Origin of the sequence: Kitasatospora purpeofusca, assembly GCF_034043715.1 — a bacterium.
GTDB lineage: Bacteria > Actinomycetota > Actinomycetes > Streptomycetales > Streptomycetaceae > Kitasatospora > Kitasatospora purpeofusca_A.
This window is the reverse complement of the sequence record NZ_JAXCLC010000056.1, coordinates 1-18,644: the sequence shown is the minus strand read 5'-3', so window position 1 is coordinate 18,644 and position 18,644 is coordinate 1. Positions and strand designations below refer to the sequence as shown.

Genomic DNA, 18,644 nt, shown 5'->3' with positions numbered 1-18,644 from the left:
CGACGGCCCATCCGACCTGGCCGCCCTCGTGGACCAGTACCTGGCCGACGGCCTCGGCCGATGACCCCCGCCAACCGCGCCGCCGCTGTTTGGCGGTCGCCGACACCGGTGTGCTGCTCAGCGCCTTCAACGGCCGCGACGTTCTCCACCCGGCTGGAGTGGAGGCGCTAAACTTGCCACGAACCCTGGTCATCTCGTCGCTGGTGCTGGCTGAGCTGGACCACCCCCCGCGCCGCGCGGGCCGCGGTCGACGCTGTCACACGGCTCGGGGCGCTTGTCGGCCAGGGCTGCGTCCAGATCGTAACCATCGACCGGCCCCTGCTCGTCGAGGCAGAGGAGCTGATGCGCCGCCACCTCGGCCAGGAACTCGGCCTGGGCGACTGAGTCAACGCCGACCTCGCCCAGCGTCTCAGTCGGCCCATGCTGCTCACGTTCGACAAGCACTACAGCACGGTGATCGCTTTTGCGTCGCCGCCGTGAGAAGCCGATCGAGGCCCCCGGGCCCGGCCGGTCAGGCCGGGTCTGGGGCCCGGCGCGGGGAGCGGACCCGTGGCAACCGTCCTGACCACCGATCACCCTGCGCCAGGAGCAGCCCGACGGAGCTGGCCGCGCCCGACAGCATGGACGCTCGGCCGTGGGTCACGGGCGGACGTCGGTTTGCGGGTGGCCCCACTGTGGCCGGTGCGCGGGATGCAAGCAGGTCACGGTCCTCGTGGGATGCGAGGACCGTGACCTGGCCGCAGGCCGGGTCCACGTGGTGACAGCCATCCGCTGGGCTGCGGCCCGATCGCCGGGTTCTACGCCGAACGCCACGGCTACGATGCGCGGCAGGGAAGCGGACGGGGAGGGACATGGCCGACCGCCCGAGGAGGCGTTCGTGGCGCTGGCGGCCTCGAATTACCCCTGAAGCCCTGCAACCGGCTTCGGCGCGCTCACGCGCAGGCCGCCCGCTCGGCTTCGACACCGGGGCCCACAAGGAACGGGACGCGGTCGAGCGGTGCATCGGCCGCCTGAAGCGGCGGCGCGGCCCGGCCGTGCGCACCGACTACTGAGGTTTTCAGGGTGGGGTCGGTGGAGCGAGCGACAGTCCGGTGCCGGCGGGGCACCCGTCGATGAGGGCAGGCCGGAGTTGGATGTGTCGCAGGCCCCGGCGAAAGGTGCGGGTGAGGTGGTCGGGGTCGGTGAAGGCGGTGTTCGCCATCGGGCCGCGTCGCAGGACGACCAGAGGCCTTCGACCGGGTTGAGGTCCGGCGCGTACGAGGGAAGCTGGAACACGGTGAGCCAGTCGTGCTCGGCCGCGTACCGCTTCATGCCGACGGCCAGGTGCGTGTTCAGATTGTCCCAGACCAGCACGATCGGGCCGCCGAGCTGGAGATGCGCCCGGACGGCAAGGTCGCGGTAGTCGGTCCAGGCGAAGCTCTTACGGGCACCTTTGAGCAGCAGATGGAAACGGGGACGGTAGATCATCCTGCTCTTCTGCCCGGGCTTGTAGCAGCACAGCGCGGCCACCGAGATCCGGCGGCGGGAGCGCCCCCGGACGCGGACGACAGGTGTGTGTCCGCGCCGGCCCCAGGCGCGGGCGCGCGGCGGCGTCATCGCGAACCCGGCCTCGTCCTCGAAGACGACCCAGGCCCCGAGCGCCGCCGCGGTCACGGCCATCCTGGACCGAGGACGCCTCCACATACCCGGACACCGTGGGGCACGGGATGCCGACACTCATATGCCCGAACCCGTGCAGGTCGGCGAACTCGCGCACCCGCTCGACAGCCCGATGCATCGCGTCGTGACGCCGGGCGGCCGCGACCCCGTTCAAGTCGGCGTCCGACTCGGCGAAGGCCCTCCACCGAGGCGCCTCCAGGAACCTCGCCACGTCCATGGCAGCACGTCCGGCCGCCGACTGCCGGGCGGCCACTACCAACGCGGCCACCAGCGAGGCCCGCAGACCGGGCTCCCAGCCGCGCCACGGACCGGCCACCCGCAGCACCGCACATCCGGACGCCGCCACCAGCAGCCCCGCCCACCACGGGACCCACCGAACCGCCGCCCGCACCCAACCGGGAACCCCCCGGGTGCTGCTCCCCTCCACCCTGCGCCCCTCTCCCGCACCCGGGTTCCCCGGCACGCCGCCAGTTCGCCAGGCCGACCGTGACGAACCTATCCCTTCGACCCCGCACCCGCGCCGCGTCGCCCATCCACGCGCAGACCACCAGGCATCGACCACCGTCCCCGCCCCAGAAACCAACGGAAGCCGACGGACACACGCATGGCGGGTCAACTCCCGGACCTGACCGACGGAACAGGCCGACGAGCCGGCTCGAGCAGCAGTCCATCGCCAGCCCAACCTAGCGTTTGGCGGCCTGACGAGGGCACGTGTACGGGTCCCGTGCCGCCCCTGTTCCACGACTGCGAGTGTGCCGGTGCGGCCGTGAGAGCCGCTGCTTCCTCTGTGGTTGTGGTACGCACCCGGGCGGATCGGTACCAACCTGACAGCGAGGCGTCGAGCCCGGTGACCCGAAGCCCGCGGACGCCCCGGGCTCCTTCGACGGCGCCGTGATCGCCGACACCTTCCACTGGCTCGACCGCCCGCGCGTCCTGGCCGCCCTCGACACGCTCGTACGCCCGGGCGGATTCGTCGCCGTCGTCGGCTACCGTGCCCCCGGTACCCCGCGCGAGTGGTGGCACCCGCTGCTGGTCCCGTGCAGCCGGCCGGCCGATCCGCAGGGCGCGGCGGGCGCCTGGTGGGGTGCCCGGGCGGCGAGCCGGGAGTCGCTGTGGGCGGCCTAGGCATCACGAACGAGATCGCCTTGCAGTGCCCGCCCGCGCAGGCCGGAGGTCTAGCAGAGCACCGATCGCGGCCGTGGACTTCGACCTCGACCTCATCGCGCGCGGCCCCAGGCACGCGCAATCGCCACCGAGCGGCTGTAGTCGATGCCGACGCTGATCACCCGCAGGGCCTGCTGCAGTTTCTCGACGGCGCCGGCGAGCTGTCCGATCGAAGGCAGCTCGCCCCTGTCACCGAAGCGCAGGGGCGGTTCGAGGGAGAACGGGCCGCCGGCGCGGGAGGGCCACTTCTTCGCTCGGGAATGGTTGATCAGGAGATCGTCGAAGGCCACCCGGAGTTCGGCCAGGGCCTCGATGGTCTTCCCGGCGTCCTGGTACTCCTGAGCGGTGCGCAGCCGGGTGGCGACGGCCTGGTCGGTGACGAGGTCGCTCCTGTCGATGGTGCGGAAGTCGCAGCCGAATACGAGCGCGGTCGCGTCCCACGTCCTCTCGGACTTGCCCGATGTCGGAGGGCGAGGGGATGGTTCCGTGGTGCTTCAGGTTGACGGGGCTTGTTCATCCGCTCCATGGCCTTCTTGGCGGGCAGCTGGGTGCCGGCGGGGAGGCGGGGTTCGAGCTTGCTCCAGTACTCGGCGAAGCTGATCTGGGTGGGCAGGTTCGCCTGCAGGTGCTCGCCGGCCAGGACGAGGAACAGCTCGACGGCGTCGTGGAAGGACAGCACGGCTGTCGCGGCGATCGGCTGGGGCTGACGGCTCTGGGAGAGGCCCTGGTCGTGGAGGAAGCGTATGAACGCGAGCCGTCGCACGGTCAGGACTGTCCGTCCGCCCCAGTGGTCCTGCCGTACCGGACACCCGGGGCCACAGGACCGGGGCATGCGGCTCGGCGCGCCGACAGCCCCGTGGCCCTGGAGGCTCGATACCTTGCGGTGTGAGCATCTTTCATCTGTCGCTCGCCCCGTAGGTCGCCTGCCGCTGCGGCTGGAAGGACGACAGGTCTGGGTGCGGAGCGGAGCGATACCGAACGCGTCCGGTGCCTCGTGGTGCTCCTCACCGCGCATCGCCCTGTGAGGAAGCGGATTGGCGCTGATGTTCGCCTCGGCCTCTCGCAGTAGCGGTTGTCTGTCTCAGGCGCCCAGGGCCTGATCCGATGCTAGGGCGCGTGTTCGGTCGTGGTCAATCTGTGCGATTTCGTCTTCGCGGCGGGTCCTGATCCGGTAGACCGTGGTGTGTGACGCGAGCGCAACTGACGGATGCGGAGTGGGCATTGATCGGGCCGTACTTGCCGATCGGCGAGTACGGCCCGTACCCGGAGCGGCTGCGGCAGCAGTTCGAGGGCGTGATCCGGTGATTCCGGACGGGCGGGCAGTGGCGGGAGATGCCGGAGGAGTTCGGTGCGTGGTCAACCGTCTCCAATCGGTTCCGGCAGTGGAGGGACGCCGGTGTCTTCGAAGCCCTGATGGAGGGCGTGATCGCGGAAGCCGCGAAGCGCGGCGAGGTGGACTTGTCCCTGGTCAGCGTGGACTCCACCACCGTGCGCGCTCACCACGACGCCGCCGGGATGCACCTCGACTCCGACACCATGACCGCCCTGGAGAGCGCTGCCGAGGAGGCGGAGAAGGCCCGGCAAAAGGGGGAGGCCCGGAGGAACAAGACGGGCGGGACGCCTCAGGTGACCCGAAACGGGAAGAACGGCGACGCATCCGGCGCCGGCGCAGGCTCCGACTGAAGGAAGCCCTGCTCGGACGCTCCAGGGGTGGGCAGACCAGCAAGATCCACGTTGCCGGTGAGCGGAAATGCCGCCCGCTGGTGTTCGTCCTGACCGAGGGCCAGGCCGCGGACAGCCCGCAGTTCATCCCCGTACTGAAGAAGGTCCGGGTTTGCGGACCCGTCGGCCGTCCCCGCACCCGACCGGACGCGGTCGCCGGGGACAAGGCCTACTCGTCCCGCAGCAACCGTGCCCACCTGCGCAAACGCCGCATCAAGGCGGTCATCCCGGAGAAGAGGGACCAGGCCGCCAACCGGAAGAAGAAGGGCAGCCGGGGCGGCCGGCCTGTCAGCCACGACGCCGAGCTCTACAGGGAGCGGAACACCGTCGAGCGCCTTATCAACAAGCTGAAGGCCTGGCGAGGCATCGCGACCCGGTACGACAAGAGCCCGGAAAGCTACCTCGCCGGCCTTCACCTCCGCGGCGCAATGATCTGGATCACGGACCTCACCCGAACCCATTGATCACAATCGAATACGTGCCCTAGCCGGCTGGACGGTCCAGCCGGACGTCCTGCTGGTCCTCGGTGAGGGCCACCAGGTCGGCTGGGTCGAGCGGGGCCTCGACGGCGGCGACAGCTGGGTCGCGGTCTGCGAGGGCTACTTCATCGGCGACCCGGTCACCCTGGAAGCACGCCTGCACGCCACCCCGGAGCACGCCGCCCGCACCGTCCACCAGGTCTACCTCCAGAACCTGTGACGGGCCCCCGGCCGGGCCCACCAGCACAGGCCACACCCACCTACCCGCACCACCCACCGCCCTGGGTTTCGCCCCACACCCAACAGCGGGGCGAAATCCAGGACGGACCGTCAGCCCCGGCGGCTACGATCCCGGGCATGGACAGCGCCTGCCGACCGCCGCCACCGACCAGCCGGCCGACGACGCTCCACCGGCCCCGCAGTGCGCCCGGTCCGGCTGCGCGAACCCGGTTCCCAGGCCGCGCACCGGGCGGCCGCGCACCTACTGCTCGCGCTCGTGCCGCAGCAAGGTCGACCGCGCCGAGGCCAAGGTCCGCGAAGAAGCAGCAGGTGCAGCAAGGAGTGGTGCTGCATCCGATCCGGGTGCGGCACCGGGCGGTGCAGCAGTCGACCCGGCCGCTGCACCGCCGACGTGCTGCACTGCGGTTGACCCGCTTCCTGGGGGAGACCCCCGCCCGGACACCAGCCTCCCCCCACACGGCCGTGCTGCTTGACGCAGCCCTGGGAGCGGTGACGTCCAGCACGTCAGAAGCGACCGCGAGGCGGCAGGAGAGCGACAGCGCAGGGGGATTCGATACGAGCAGGCCTTCCCGTTAAGCATCCGACGGTCTGGCGGCGGGGGATCATGGTCGTGGGCCAGCCATCGGAGACACAGGGGAGGGGAATCATGGTCGCGTTCCACGCGTCCGCGTTGGACGGGGTCGCCCGTAACCCGGCGTTGCCGACACCGTTGCTGCTGTGCTTGCTCGCTTTCGACGGCAGCGGTGACGGCCCGCCCCGTCACGCTCTCCAGCGGGTTGGACTCCCCGGGCCGGCCGTCGAGGTGATCCTGGCTCACCCGAACCCGGGTGCTCGGATCGACTTCGCGATGAGCAACGGGGCCGAGCCCGCGCAGCGGGCCCGGCTCGCGGACGACCCTTCCCCCGAGGTGCGGGCCGCTCTCGCGTACGGACCCGAGTGGTGCGACCCGCGTACGACGCTCGCGCCGCTGCCGGACGCCGTGTGCGCCCGCCTGCTCGACGACCCCGACCCTTCCGTACGGACAGCCCTGCTGGACTCACCAGACCTCCCGCCGGCGTTCGTGGCCTCCTTGGCCACGCACCGCGATCCGGCAGCGCGCCGAATCGCGGCGCGTGCACGGGAGAAGCTGCCGCCGGGCGAGCGGTCAGCGCTGTTTGCCGACCCCGACCCCGAGGTGCGGCGGGCCGCCGCACTCCTGGAGTGTCGACGGGACGCACGCGTCACCGCCGAACTCCTCCTTGATCCCAAGTCCGCCGCCGAGGCGCTGCGCCGCGGACTCCTGGACCGCGCCGACGCCGAACGATGCGTTGTCGAGCGGACACACCTGGCCGCCCTCGCCGAGAACCCGTCGCTGCCCGCCGACCTCGTGGAGCAGCTCGCCGTCGACCCCGACGACGCCGTGCGGCTCGCGGTCTCCCTCAGGCCCGAACTCGGCGAGACGCGGCGCATGACGATCGACTTCACGGTCGGGGACTTCGACAGGGGGAACGTCGAGTGGGTACGGGACGGGCTCGCCGACACCGAGGTGCTGCGACGGGCCGCGACCTCCGCTCACCCGCTGCTCCGGCGCACCGCCTCCCAGAGCCCCCGCCTGCCGCCCGACCTTATGCGCCTGCTCGCACGCACGGAGGACCCCCTGGTGGAAGACCTCTTGAGTGTGCACCACCCCGACACCCCGGAGGAGGTCCTGATGCGTGTGTACGCACGGCTCGGCGGTACATTCTCCGCCTGGATGGCGGAGACGCACCCCCGCTTCCCCCGCGAGGGTCTCGCCGCGCGCTACGCGGACCACCCGGACGGCAACTACCGACGGCTGGCCGTCCGGGATCCGGCCGCCACACCCACGCTGATCGCGCGGCTCAGCCATGACCCCGCGGTTTGGACACGCCAGGCGGCGGCCGGCGACCCGCGCCTCCCGCTCCACCGGCTCCGTGAGGCACTTCACGTCCCTGAACTGGCCTCCAGCGCGGGTGCCAACCCGGCGCTCCCCGAGGACGAGATGGCCGCCGTCCTGAACCGGGCCGGCGTTCCCGCCTGACCGCCGAGCAGAACCGCCCGACCCTGCGCCGCTCCCCTCTGGCTTGTCCGAGTGGCCCCCGGATACGAAGGCGGCCAAGCGGTCGCTGATGAGATCACATGGATCCACCGAAGGAATATAATTGCAGCTCTTCATTCGGGCTATCATCATCGGCGAGATCGATGAGGAGCAGGTGCCTCAGATTACGGCTGATGCTCTGGACACTTTCAACCACAACCCGTTCATCGTCTTTGCCGATGACTGGGAGATCGAGATCGGCACGACGTCCGACCTCAAGGGTGATGCACCCTGGCAGCCAGGCATCGAGCGTTCGACGTACTACCTGGACTGTTCCCCCGTAGGTGATCAGCCATGGCAGGAAATCCACGCCGCGCTGGAAAACCTCCGCCAGGGCTTCGAAGCGGCCGGTACCCGGCTCGCCTGGCAACTCGTTGACAACCTCGCCGAGTCATAGTAGGTGCATAGCAAGAGGCGGTACCACCGGCCGGTGGTACCGCCTCTTGTGCTTCTCCAGGCGAGGCTGCTGGACTGCCGGCAATCCACCTATGACAAGGTCTGCGCGAACCTCACACCGGCCGGGAGCGAGGGAGTCGAGGGCCGATGCGCCGACGGGAGGACCCCGCCGTCCGCGCCGCGGCCGCCCGCATCGACGGCGGTCTGGGTGTCAGTGGCGTGGTCCCAGAGCCGCATGCTGCTGTCGGAACCGCAGATGGCGAGCCAGGTGCCGTCGGGGGACATCGCCGGGGGACAGATGTTGCTGAGCCGGGAGTGGGTGAGCTGCTGCGCGTGGGCGCCGGTTCTGCCCACCCCTCGCCGTAGGTCGTGGCCAGAGCACCCAGACCCCGCAGGTAGTCCTGATTCGCGGCCCCGGCCGTACCGATCACCCTGATGCCACGCGCACGAGCGACCTGCAACACCGCCGACCCCACACCACCCGACGCACCACTCACCAACAGCGCCTGCCCCCACCCCACACCGACCTCCGCCTCGTCGAGGCCATCACTGTGGACCACGTCTCGATCGCCGACCTCGGTGCGCCGCGGTTGGGTGTCCGGTTCTCCGGTGTGGCGGGGAGTGTGCCGGACGCGTTGGCCGAGGCGGTCGACCTCATCTCGCGGGGCGGGCTCCGCATCCCGGTCGAGAGGTCGTACCCGCTCGGCGAGGCGGCGGTGGCCCACGCCGACAGCCGCGCCGGCCATACCCGGGGGCGCCGGGTTCTGGTCGTTCGGGCCGGGTCCAGCCCGGTGCCGGGCGCCGAAGGGCGGGTTGTCGGCGGAGGGTGAAGCCGTTTCGGAGGGTCCGTTGCCCCGGCTGCCCTGCCTCGGCTGCCCTGCCCGGGCTGCCCTGCCTCGGCTGCCCTGCCCCGCCTGCCCGGCCTCGGCTGCCCTGCCTCGGCGGTCATGCCCGGGCGGCCCCGCCCCGGCGGCCTGTCGGTCGGCGTGGGGCGGGGCGGTCGGGGCGGCGGTGGGTCTCAGTGGGTGGGTTTCAGCGGGTGGTGCTTGCGGTGATGGCGCCGGCGTTGTCGGCTCCGCCGGGGACCTCCGCCCAACTGCCGCTCCACTGGCCGGTGGTGTAGTCGGCGTCCTTGGTGTAGACGCGGCCGGTGGAGCCGAGGACGTAGACGTGCACGGTGTTGCCGGTGACCGCGCTCGCCACCGCCCCCCTGAGGCCGGTGCCGCCCTGGGTGGTCCAGGTGCCGGACCAGCCGGTGCCCGCGTAGTCGCCGTCGGTGGTGTGGAGCGCGCCGTCGGAGCCGACGATGTTCAGGTGGACGCGGTTGCCGGTCGCGGCGGCGGTGATGGCGCCGGCGCCCTCGGCGCCGCCGGGGACCTCCGTCCAGGTGTCGCTCCAGCGGCCGGTGCTGTAGTCGGCGTCCATGGTGTAGACGTGGCCGGTGGAGCCGAGGGCGAAGACGTGCATGGTGTTGCCGGTGACGGTGCTGGCGAGGGACTTGAGGCCGGTGCCGCCCAGGGCCACCCAGGTGCCGGACCAGCCGGTGCCCGCGTAGTCGGCGTCGGTGGTGTGGAGTGCGCCGTCGGAGCCGATGATGTTCAGGTGGACGCGGTTGCCGATGGTGGTGGCGCTGACGGCGCCGGCGCCCTCGGCGCCGCCGGGGACCTCCGTCCAGGTGCTGCTCCACTGGCCGGTGGTGTAGTCGGCGTCCTTGGTGTAGACGTGGCCGGTGGAGCCGAGCGCGTAGACGTGCATGGTGTTGCCGGTGACCGCGCTCGCCACTGCCTTGAGCGCGGTGCCGCCCTGGGTGGCCCAGGTGCCGGACCAGCCGGTGCCCGCGTAGTCGCCGTCGGTGGCGTAGAGCGCCCCGTCCGAGCCGACGGTGCTGACTCGCGCCTTGGAGGCGGGTGCGGGTGCGGGGGCGGGGGCGGTCGTCATCGCGGCGACGATGCGCTGGGCGTCGGTGGCCTGGGGCTGGTAGGCGCTGGGGAAGGCGGAGCCCTGGACCTTCTGGCAGACGACGCCCACCGGCTGGGTCTTCCAGCTGCCGTTGGGGTAGGCCCGCAGCATCCCGTCCAGGAAGGCGTTGGTGGAGTAGGCCGGGTTCAGGCGTTCCTCGGTGCTGCCCCACCACGTCTGCTGCTGGAAGAGTCCGACGCTGCTCGCGTCGAGGACGTTCGGGTTGTTGCGCAGCTCGGACTCGACGATGGCGGTGGTGACGGCGATGACGGCGGCCTGGTCGGGCAGGTCGTGGGCGCGGGTGGCGGCGACGATGGCCCGGGCGCAGGAGAACCGGTACGCGGTCATCGCATGGGCGAGTTTGCCGGTGAGGACGGTGTTGAGGCTCGCGGCGGCCGCCGAGTCCGCGTCGGTGACGGTTCCGCAGGAACGGTCGGGCTGGAGGGCGGCGTGGGCGGAGGTGGCCGTGACCGCGAGGGGCGACAGCAGCGCGGCGACGGCGGCGGTGGCGGGCAGGAGCTTGCGGAACTGCTTGCTCATGAGGATGCGGTTCTTCCTGGGTCTCGGGGCGCCGGGTACGAGGCGCGGAGCACGGGCTCGGGGGCGGCGGGCAGGGGCCGGTGGCGGAGAGGAGGTGGGGCGGGGTGCGCGTCCCCGGTGCCTGTGGCCCGAGCGGCGAGGGCACCGGGCAGCGGGGGCACCGGGCAGCGGGGGCACCGGGCAGTGAGGGCACCGGGATCCGGCCCGGCCCCGGGGTGGAGCCCCGGGGCCGGGTGGACGGTCCTGCGGTCCTGCCCGGGTGGGATCAGGCGCCCGAGGTGGCGGTGATCTCCTGGATGCCGCTGTTGCCCTGGAGCGGCTGGAAGGTGCTCCAGGAGCCGTTCGCGTAGTTGGCGTTCGCGTTGTAGATCCGGTCGTCGGAGCCGACGGCGTACAGGTGGACGGTGTTGCCGACGGCGTTGGCGGTGATCTTCTTGATGCCGCTGTTGCCGGGCAGCGGCTGGAAGGTGCTCCACGTGCCGTTCGCGTAGTTGCCGTCGGCGGCGTTGACGGTCCCGGTGGAGCCGGTGGCGAACAGGCGCACCGTGGTCCCGGTGGTGACGGCGGTGATCTCCTGGATGCCGCTGTTGCCCTGCAGCGGCTGGAAGGTGCTCCACGTGCCGGCCGCGTAGTCGCCGTCGGCGGTGTAGATCCGGTCGTCGGAGCCGACGGCGTACAGGTGGACGGTGCTGCCGACGGCGGTGGCCGCGATCTTCTTGATGCCGCTGTTGCCGGGCAGCGCCTGGAAGGCGCTCCACGTGCCGGTCGCATAGTTGGCGTCGGCGGTGTACACGGTGTCGTCGGAGCCGATCGCGAACAGGTGGACGGTGCTGCCGACGGCGGTGGCCGCGATCTTCTTGATGCCGCTGTTGCCCTGTACCGCCTGGAAGGCGCTCCACGAACCGGTCGCCGTGTCGCCGTCGGCGGTGTACACGGTGCCGTCCGAGCCGATGACGAACAGGTGGACGACGGAGCCGATCTGTACGGCGGAGACCTGCTTGATGCCGCTGTTGCCGGGCACCTGCTGGAACGCGCTCCACGCGCCGGACGCGAAGTCGCCGCCCGCGTTGAAGACGGTCCCGCCCGAGCCGAGGGCGAACAGGTTGGTGACGTCCTTGGCCACCGGGGCGGGGGCCGGGGCGGGGGCCGGGGTGGTGTCCGTGCCGCCGATCGGGGAGGCGTAGCCGCTGATCGACTGGCCCATGTAGGAGCTGTAGCCGAGCGCCGAGTTGTACGGCCCGTCGAGCCGCACCCGCGACGTCGCGGCGAAGTTGCCGCGCTGGCCGCCCTCGTTGCCGCCGATCGTCTTGATCTGGCCGCCGCTGACCTCCGCGACGATCGCGACGTGGTCGGCGTAGCCCGCGCCGTTGTAGTTGAACACGACCGCGTCGCCGACGTGCGGGGTGCTGTGCAGGCCGCCGTTGTACTGGCCGAAACTGCCGGCCGCCGGGGTCAGGCCCGAGACGTTGACACCCGCCTGCGCCCACACCCACTTGGCGAAGTCCGCGCACCAGTTCTCGGGCTGGCCGCCGTTGCCGGTGCAGCTGGAGTAGAAGCCGGTGCTGCCACCGCTGTTGGTCGCGCAGGCCGTCTTGTAGTTGTTGGCCAGCGCGATGCCTGTGATGTTCGAGCCCACGCTGGCGTGGGCCGAGGAGGCGCCGAAGGCCAGGCTGACCGGCACGATCGCGGTGGCGAGGGCGAGGGCGGCGCTGCGGCGGGCGGTGAACACGGACATGGTGAGTACTCCAGTCAACAGGCGGACGAGCGGCGGTGGGAGGTCGGTCGTGTTGCGATGCGTCGGGGCGGTTCGGCACCCCGGCGGAAAGTGCGTGAGGCGGCGGGGACGAGACGCGAGGCGTTGCAGCGCGGGTGCGGTGCGGTGCGGGGCGCGTTGTCGCCGTGGGCGCGGTCGGCGCGGTGCGACCGTCCTGACCAGGGGGCGCCGATTGTGGCAGCTCCCCGAGCGGACGCGGTGGCGGTGGTGGTAGCGGCGGTGGCTGTCGGGCGGCCGGTCCGTCAGCCCCGGTACGCCGTGGCGTGGTCGCTGCCGGCGGCCGGGGCCGGGGAGCAGACCACGGTGGCGGTGGCGGTGGCGGTGGCGGTGGCGGTGGCGGTGAGGGCGGGAGCGGCGCGGAGCATGGCGGTGTTCCTTCGGGAGAAAGAGGGGGTGCCGGCGCGGTGGACCCGGCTCACGTCCCGTGGTGACGCTCCGTCCGGTCCGCCGCCCCGAAGCGGTGCTCCCTGGCGGCGATCACTAGCTTCGTCGCAGCTCAGGCCGGGCGGAAGGGTTCTTGGGTGGACGGAAACGTCCCCGGCCCGATCCGGCCCGATCCGGCCCGATCCGGCCCGATCCGGCCCGCGGGGCCGGGAGCGGCCGGCAGCCGTGTGGTCCGCTGTGACAACGCCGTCCGCAGGTGCGGCCACGGCGGGCGTGTGTGACGTTCGCGGGTGTCGGCGTACGGGTCGTCACGTACCCCCTTGTACGAGTGACCGCGCGCCGGGGTCGATGCGGCGTGGCGGCTGCGTTCGGCGAGCCCCCTGTCGTCGTCCTTCCGGGCACTGCGCAGGCCCACCTGAACGACAGGTCAGGCTTCTGGGATCGGGTCTCGCCAGATGTCCATGGGAACGGCGCGCACCGCGCGTCCGTCGGCGTCGAGGATCCGGCCCATCCGTTTCACGGTGCGCAGCGACACCCGCCGCTCGGCCACCCGCAGGTCGGGGAACCTGCGGGCGAGCGAGGTCTCCAGGCGCTGGACGTCGGCGAGGGAGCGCTGCCAGACCGACAGGACGAGGTTGTGCGGGCCGGTGACGGATACGCACAGCCGGATCTCGGGGAGTCTGGCGAGCTGGGGGCCGACCGTGTCGAGCCGGTCCGGGGGGAGGTCGGCCCGGAAGGTCGCCAGGATCGGCCGGCCGGCGTCGCGGGCGGCGATCTCGCAGCGGAAGCGGATCGCGTCGCTGGCGGCCAGCCGGTCGAGGCGGCGGCGCAGCGTGGAGGGAGTGAGGCCGGTGGCGGCGGCGAGCCCGGCCTGGTCGAGGCGGCCGTCGACGCCGAGTCTGATGAGCAACTCCCGGTCTTCCTCGCGGACTTCGGCCCGCGCCGCGGACGGTTTCCCGCCACCCGTCGGCTGGTCGTCGTGCAGTTCGACGCGCTGGGGGGGGTCCAGTGAGTCCAGTCGCCAGCGGATCCCCTCGGCGTAGAAGCCGGTCGCCAGGTGGACCCGGACGGCGTTGATTCCGGGGAGTCGGCCGAGCCGTTCGGCGGTGTACCGGGAGAGCGCCGCGAGGTCGGTGAAAGCGGCGGTGACGACGAGGTCGCAGCCCTGGGAGAAGTGCTCGATGCTCATCACGTGGGGGTCCTCGGCCAGCTCGTCGGCGAGCTGCCCGATCCGGCCGGGAGCGCAGTCGAGGTCGAGGTAGGCGACGCAGCCGCGGTCCTCGGGATGCGGCAGGCCGTAGGCGGTCACCCAGGCGATCCCGGCCTCGGAGAGTCGCTGCCAGCGGCGGGCCGCGGTGACCGGGCTGATCCCGAGGGTCTGGCCGAGCAGCGACCAGGGTGCCCGGGGCCGCAGTTGCAGCGCGTTCACCAGGGCGAGGTCCAGCTCGTCCACCCTCACCTCGTCACCGCTCACCGGCCACATCCGGTGGATTCGTTCATCGGAGCGCCTCCTGGTGGCGTGATCCTGCGAGATCGCGGGAAACTCCCGCGGCGAGAACCACAATCACCGAACGAGATCACTCGGCACAACTTTCCGCCGCAGGCGGATTCGACGGAGGTACCCCGTGTCCCTGTACGACGACGCTCTCGGGCTGGCCCCGGACCTGGTCCGGCTCCGCCACGACCTGCACCGGTTCCCCGAGCTGGGCCTCGCCCTCCCGCGTACGCAGGAGCGGGTGCTGCGGGCCCTGGACGGCCTGCCGCTGGAGGTGAGTGAGGGTTCCGCGCTGAGTTCGGTCACCGCGGTACTGCGCGGCGGGCAACCGGGGCCGGCGGTGCTGTTGCGCGCCGACATGGACGGCCTGCCGGTCACCGAGAAGGCCCCGCTGCCGTTCGCCGCCGACAACGGCGCCATGCACGCCTGCGGACACGATCTGCACACCACCATGCTCGCGGGCGCCGCCCACCTGCTGTCCGCGCGGCGCGAGGAGCTCCACGGTGACGTGGTCTTCATGTTCCAGCCCGGGGAGGAAGGCTGGGACGGGGCCGGTGCCATGCTCGCCGAAGGCGTGCTGGACGCCGCGGGCGGGCGCCCGGTCGCCGCCTACGCCCTGCACGTGGCGTCGTCGATGCCGCACCGGGAGTTCAGCTCCCGGCGCGGGCCGATCCTCGCCGCCTCCGACGCGCTGAACGTCACCGTCCACGGTGCGGGCGGCCACGGCTCGATGCCGCACCGGGCCAAGGACCCCATCCCGGCGGCCTGCGAGATGGTCACCGCCCTGCAGACCATGGTGACCCGGCGCTTCGACGTGTTCGATCCGGTGGTGGTCACCGTCGGGCTGCTGCAGGCCGGCACCCAGCGCAACATCATCCCCGAGAGCGCCCACTTCGAGGCGACCGTGCGCACCTTCTCCGCCGAGGCCCGCTCCAGGGTCGCCGACACCGTGGTGGAACTGGTCCGGGCCGTCGCCGCCGCCCACGGCCTGCGCGCCGAGATCGACTACGCCCCCGGATACCCGGTGACCGTGAACGACGCGGCCGAGAGCGACTTCCTGGCGGACACCGTCCGCGAGGTCTTCGGCGAGGAACGCTTCGTGACGATGGCCAACCCGATGACCGGGTCCGAGGACTTCTCCCGGGTGCTCGAGGCCGTTCCGGGGTCGTTCGCGTGGCTCGGCGCCGCCCCGGAGGGCACCGACCCCGACGACCTGCCGCTCAACCACTCGCCCTACGCGGAGTTCGACGACGCGGTGCTCCCCGACGGAGCCGCGCTCTACGCCGAACTCGCCACCCGCCGCCTCGCCTCCTGAACCCCGTACACCGAAGAAGGAACGATCAAGCATGACCCAGCCGCGCGACGTGGTCGAGCAGCAGCTCACCGCCTACAACAACCACGACATCGACGCCTTCGTCGCCACCTACGCCGAGGACGTCACGATCCACCGGGCCGACGGCAGCCGCCTGCGGGGCCGGGCGGCCCTGCGCGAGCGGTACGCCGGCCAGTTCGCCCAGGGCCGTTGCCGGGCGCAGATCGTGGGGCGGCTCACCGAAGGCGACTGGGTGGTCGACCACGAGATCGCCCACGGCCTGGCCGCCGAGCCGGTCCGTGTCCTGGTGGCCTACCGCGTGCGCGAGGGCCTCATCGACCGCGTCGACTTCCTCGGCTGAACAGCCCGCACCCGTGCCGCCCGGCAAGCGAGCCGAAGCGCACCCGGACAGCACAGCAGCGCCGGCCGGCCCGACCTCATGCCGGGCCGACCGGCCGCACCTGGTCGACCACCAGAACCCGCTGCCGGCGGCCGGCCTCCTCCGTGGTGAGCCACTGCCGCTGTGCGGAGGCTTGAGAGCGGCTTCTGACCGGCGCGTCTCGTGCTCCTACGACGCCGCCGACGCCGCGCTGTACGGCACAGCGCACGGCGCCGCCCGCCTGCGCGCGGGCATCCAGGCGGTGACGGCCGACGACCTCGCCGCCGCCTGCACGAGCCTGCCGGCGTGGGACGCCTACTTCCACGCTGTCGTCTGCGGCAAGGGCCCGGTCGCAGCCGACCTGAACACCGGCCTCGGGCTCGACGGCCGCTTCACCGTGCACGGCGACTTTCGGACCGGCGTCTCCACGTTCTTCGGTAGCCCTCGCGAAGAGGCCCGCCGACCAGGTCGGAAATCCCCGATGCCGCGCCGATCATGGGCCCCGGATCGCCCGACCTGCACAGGCGCAGGTGTCCTTCGAGCAGGGCGGCCCCACGCTCCGCGTCCGCTTCCAGAAGGCGCCGCGGCAGCCACTTCCCACTGCCGATCCACGCGTAGTGGTAGTCGCAGAGCAGATCGGCCGCAGCGTTGAGGACGAAGCTGGCCACCGCAAGGCGCTCGATCTGGTCTCCCGCGTCGGCGAGATCGTCCAGAGCGTCCGTCAGCCCGTACCTCTTCGTTTCGACCCTCTCCGGTTCCAGTGACGGCGGACCCTCGCGGAGGTCCGCCTCGGCCAAGGCGCGAGCGCGTCCGGCCTCACCGTTCGTGTCGAGCAGGACCTGGCGTTCCAGGAGCGGAGGCAATGATCGCTGCTCGTTGGTCGTCGAGATTCACGACGCTTTCGGGGGATGCCGGGGCGAAGATGTCGACCGTCTCGGGGACCTCGCTCGGAGGTTCCGAGTGGCGAACGTACGCCTCTCGCCCGTTGGTGAACTGTCGTAGTTGTCCCGAAGGGTGGACATTGGGCCGAGCGCCTTGGCAGCAGAGCAGGCGGCCGTCACGTTCCAGCTGTCGCCGGGCCCGGGTGAGGCAGTCGAGATAGTCGGCCCCGCTGAACTCCGTACGTGAGCCGGCGTCGAGGAGTGCGATGACGGCTGCGGAAGGGGCACCGAGGTGGACGCTGACGTGACGGACCGAACCTGCTGTGTCGATGGTCTGAAGACCTATCTCCTCGGTCCACTCCGGCTGGGGACCGCTGGTGGTCTCGGTTGTGCCCTGCTCGGGCCGACTATGCATGTCAACCATGATCTCTACCGTTCGCAGGTTGAGCCAGAATCCGGAAGTCGAGCCAGAACCCAACGATGTGATCAGAGCCACCCGGCCGGCCTGCGCCCCGCTGACCTGGCCTCACCGGAGCGCAGGGCTGCCCTGGTGGTGCCGGGCGACCGCCTCCGGCAACGCCTTCCGCGCACGCGACAGTCGGCGGTGTCTACGGGCGGAGCCGGTCGGGGTCGTGGGAGGGGCAGCGGTCGAGGTCGCGGACGGTTTCGGAGTTGGCCTGGCAGTGGGCGGTGGGCCAGTACGGGGACTCGCAGGGGCCCGGGGCGACGGGTGCGCCGTCGGTGGGCAGCAGACGTTCGCAGTACTCGCAGCACAGGGCGGCCTGTACACCGCCCTCCTGCAGGCTCCTGAGAGCGGCCACGGCCGCCCCGAACGGAAGCTCGGCCCGGGCGGTGACCGGTGCACTGTCGAGAAGCCGCCGGCTCTGCCACAGGCTCCGGCCGGTGACCGTGCGGATCGCCCTCAGCGCTCCCGGCCCGTTGTAGGCCGCCCCCGTCAGGACCACCCTGAACTCCGGATCCTCCACGGACTTCCTCCCCGGCCGACGTGGCACCGTGAGCCCAGTCAACCCCCTGCCACCGCCGGACGGCCACCACATTCAGACGCCGCCGAACCCTCTTGCGCCGAGGACTTCGGCCACGAGCTCGACCGTCCGGGCCACTGGGACACCGCGGCTGGTCGGACGGCCTGCCTCCGAAATCCCCGGGGCGACCACCTATCGGCTCGCGGTCGGCACGTCGGTCGCTGGGTCCCGGGGTGGCTTCGGCGCCGGCCGGTGGCCGTCGGGCTCCGGCGCTGTCGGGATGGTCGCCGATCAGGTGGCGGTAGGCGCTTTCGGGTGTTCGTGTCCGGCGCGGTGTCCGGCGGAGTGCCCGTCGGGCACCGCGCCGCCTGACAGTCGTCCGCCCGACGACCGTCCGCCCGACAGCCGTCCGCCCGAGTGTCGCGGTCTGCCGGCCGGGGCGCGGGGAGGGGGTCGGGAGCGGCCGGGGGGCGGTCAGAGAGCGGTCGCCGCGGGCTCCTGGGTCCCGGGTACGGCCTTCCCGCCGCCGGCTATCGGCGGCCCGTCGACGTACCAGTTGTTCCAGTTCCCGTTCTGGTTGCGGTCCCGGGACCACATGTGGTTGTAGTCGCTGCCGCGCGAGGTGATGGTGAAGGCGCCGCCGAGGGTCTGGCGGGTGATCACGACCTTGCTCGTGAAGTAGCCGCCCAGGGAGGTCCAGCTGCTCGGCTTGTGGGAGCTGCCGCTCGTCCAGCGCGTCCACACGGCGTTGTCGGTGCCGATCACGAAGATCTCGCTGTTTCCGTCCTGGAAGCCGAAGTAGGTCACGCCGTCACGGAAGTCACCGCCGCACAGGAAGCTGCCGCCGAACTGCTTGTCGCTGCAGCGCGCGGGGATGTTGATGTCACCCGCCGAGGCGGGAGCGGCGCTCAGACCGATTCCGGCGAGGGCGGCGAGGGCCGCGACGGCGGCCTTGATCTTGTTCATGTCTGCTCCTGATCGGTCGGGGCGGGGCCTCGTCGGCCGCCCGGTGGTGCCGGGGCGGCGACGCGTCGGGTGGTCGCCCGGCGGGCCCTCACCGGGAGCAACGGGAGCGGCGGTCGATCGAGTTCATCGCCGGCCCGTCCACCTGCCCGCGAACGCGGGGCCCAGAGCTGCCGTAGACCGTGGGGGGTCGCACAGGTTGTCGTCGGCGGCCGTTCC

General features: G+C 71.8%; 14 protein-coding genes and 4 pseudogenes. 7 read left to right on the top strand and 11 right to left on the bottom strand.

Annotation, left to right across the window (positions count from 1 at the left end):
• Positions 1–1,057: 1,057 nt before the first annotated feature.
• A pseudogene (locus SM793_RS25755) lies at positions 1,058–1,596 on the bottom strand (transposase).
• Positions 1,597–2,550: 954 nt separating this feature from the next.
• On the opposite strand from SM793_RS25755, the gene SM793_RS25750 reads away from it, so the two are divergent.
• On the top strand, positions 2,551–2,784 hold the full coding sequence (locus tag SM793_RS25750) for a hypothetical protein (protein ID WP_320440657.1): 234 nt from the start codon (positions 2,551–2,553) through the stop codon (positions 2,782–2,784).
• A 92-nt stretch (positions 2,785–2,876) separates the two neighbouring features.
• Here SM793_RS25750 and SM793_RS25745 read toward each other — a convergent pair whose 3' ends face one another.
• On the bottom strand, positions 2,877–3,113 hold the full coding sequence (locus SM793_RS25745; protein WP_320440656.1) for a hypothetical protein: 237 nt from the start codon (positions 3,111–3,113) through the stop codon (positions 2,877–2,879).
• Between the two features lie 895 nt (positions 3,114–4,008).
• Here SM793_RS25745 and SM793_RS25740 point away from each other — a divergent pair.
• A pseudogene (locus SM793_RS25740) lies at positions 4,009–5,009 on the top strand (IS5 family transposase).
• Between the two features lie 19 nt (positions 5,010–5,028).
• Here the strand turns inward: SM793_RS25740 and SM793_RS25735 are convergent.
• Entirely contained in the window at positions 5,029–5,220 is a 192-nt protein-coding gene (locus SM793_RS25735) for a hypothetical protein (RefSeq protein WP_320440655.1), read from the bottom strand.
• Between the two features lie 891 nt (positions 5,221–6,111).
• Here SM793_RS25735 and SM793_RS25730 point away from each other — a divergent pair.
• Together SM793_RS25730 and SM793_RS25725 are read left to right on the top strand one after the other, a co-directional pair.
• Positions 6,112–7,302, top strand: coding sequence for a Mucin-2 (locus SM793_RS25730; RefSeq protein ID WP_320440654.1), 1,191 nt, complete (start codon positions 6,112–6,114; stop codon positions 7,300–7,302).
• A 121-nt stretch (positions 7,303–7,423) separates the two neighbouring features.
• Positions 7,424–7,756 carry a hypothetical protein gene (locus SM793_RS25725; protein ID WP_320440653.1) on the top strand — a complete coding sequence of 111 codons (333 nt, stop codon included), beginning with the start codon at positions 7,424–7,426 and terminating at the stop codon, positions 7,754–7,756.
• Positions 7,757–8,099: 343 nt separating this feature from the next.
• On the opposite strand, the pseudogene SM793_RS25720 reads toward SM793_RS25725, so the two are convergent.
• Positions 8,100–8,285: pseudogene (locus SM793_RS25720) on the bottom strand (NADP-dependent oxidoreductase); the annotation flags it as partial.
• 30 nt (positions 8,286–8,315) lie between these two features.
• On the opposite strand from SM793_RS25720, the pseudogene SM793_RS25715 reads away from it, so the two are divergent.
• Positions 8,316–8,585, top strand: a pseudogene (locus tag SM793_RS25715) (zinc-binding dehydrogenase); the annotation flags it as partial.
• Between the two features lie 202 nt (positions 8,586–8,787).
• Here SM793_RS25715 and SM793_RS25710 read toward each other — a convergent pair.
• The 4 genes from SM793_RS25710 to SM793_RS25695 all read right to left on the bottom strand — a co-directional run bounded on the left by SM793_RS25710 (position 8,788) and on the right by SM793_RS25695 (position 13,886).
• Positions 8,788–10,254, bottom strand: coding sequence for a hypothetical protein (locus tag SM793_RS25710; RefSeq protein WP_320440652.1), 1,467 nt, complete (start codon positions 10,252–10,254; stop codon positions 8,788–8,790).
• A 265-nt stretch (positions 10,255–10,519) separates the two neighbouring features.
• Positions 10,520–11,989, bottom strand: coding sequence for a CHAP domain-containing protein (locus SM793_RS25705; RefSeq protein WP_320440651.1), 1,470 nt, complete (start codon positions 11,987–11,989; stop codon positions 10,520–10,522).
• 281 nt (positions 11,990–12,270) lie between these two features.
• Positions 12,271–12,393: a hypothetical protein gene (locus SM793_RS25700; protein WP_320440650.1), complete on the bottom strand. Its 123-nt coding sequence runs from the start codon at positions 12,391–12,393 to the stop codon at positions 12,271–12,273.
• Positions 12,394–12,839: 446 nt separating this feature from the next.
• On the bottom strand, positions 12,840–13,886 hold the full coding sequence (locus SM793_RS25695) for an Lrp/AsnC family transcriptional regulator (protein ID WP_320440649.1): 1,047 nt from the start codon (positions 13,884–13,886) through the stop codon (positions 12,840–12,842).
• 151 nt (positions 13,887–14,037) lie between these two features.
• Between SM793_RS25695 and SM793_RS25690 the strand changes: the two genes are divergently transcribed.
• Together SM793_RS25690 and SM793_RS25685 are read left to right on the top strand one after the other, a co-directional pair.
• Entirely contained in the window at positions 14,038–15,222 is a 1,185-nt protein-coding gene (locus SM793_RS25690; protein ID WP_320440648.1) for a M20 family metallopeptidase, read from the top strand.
• A gap of 31 nt (positions 15,223–15,253) precedes the next feature.
• Positions 15,254–15,580, top strand: a complete 327-nt coding sequence (locus tag SM793_RS25685; protein ID WP_320440647.1) for a nuclear transport factor 2 family protein — start codon at positions 15,254–15,256, stop codon at positions 15,578–15,580.
• A gap of 410 nt (positions 15,581–15,990) precedes the next feature.
• Here SM793_RS25685 and SM793_RS25680 read toward each other — a convergent pair whose 3' ends face one another.
• The 3 genes from SM793_RS25680 to SM793_RS25670 all read right to left on the bottom strand — a co-directional run bounded on the left by SM793_RS25680 (position 15,991) and on the right by SM793_RS25670 (position 18,428).
• Entirely contained in the window at positions 15,991–16,461 is a 471-nt protein-coding gene (locus SM793_RS25680; protein WP_320440646.1) for a hypothetical protein, read from the bottom strand.
• A gap of 626 nt (positions 16,462–17,087) precedes the next feature.
• Complete coding sequence (locus SM793_RS25675) at positions 17,088–17,465, bottom strand: hypothetical protein (protein ID WP_320440645.1); 378 nt, start codon at positions 17,463–17,465, stop codon at positions 17,088–17,090.
• Between the two features lie 471 nt (positions 17,466–17,936).
• Positions 17,937–18,428 (bottom strand): hypothetical protein, encoded by a 492-nt coding sequence (locus SM793_RS25670; protein WP_320440644.1) that lies wholly within the window; start codon positions 18,426–18,428, stop codon positions 17,937–17,939.
• Positions 18,429–18,644: the final 216 nt, after the last annotated feature.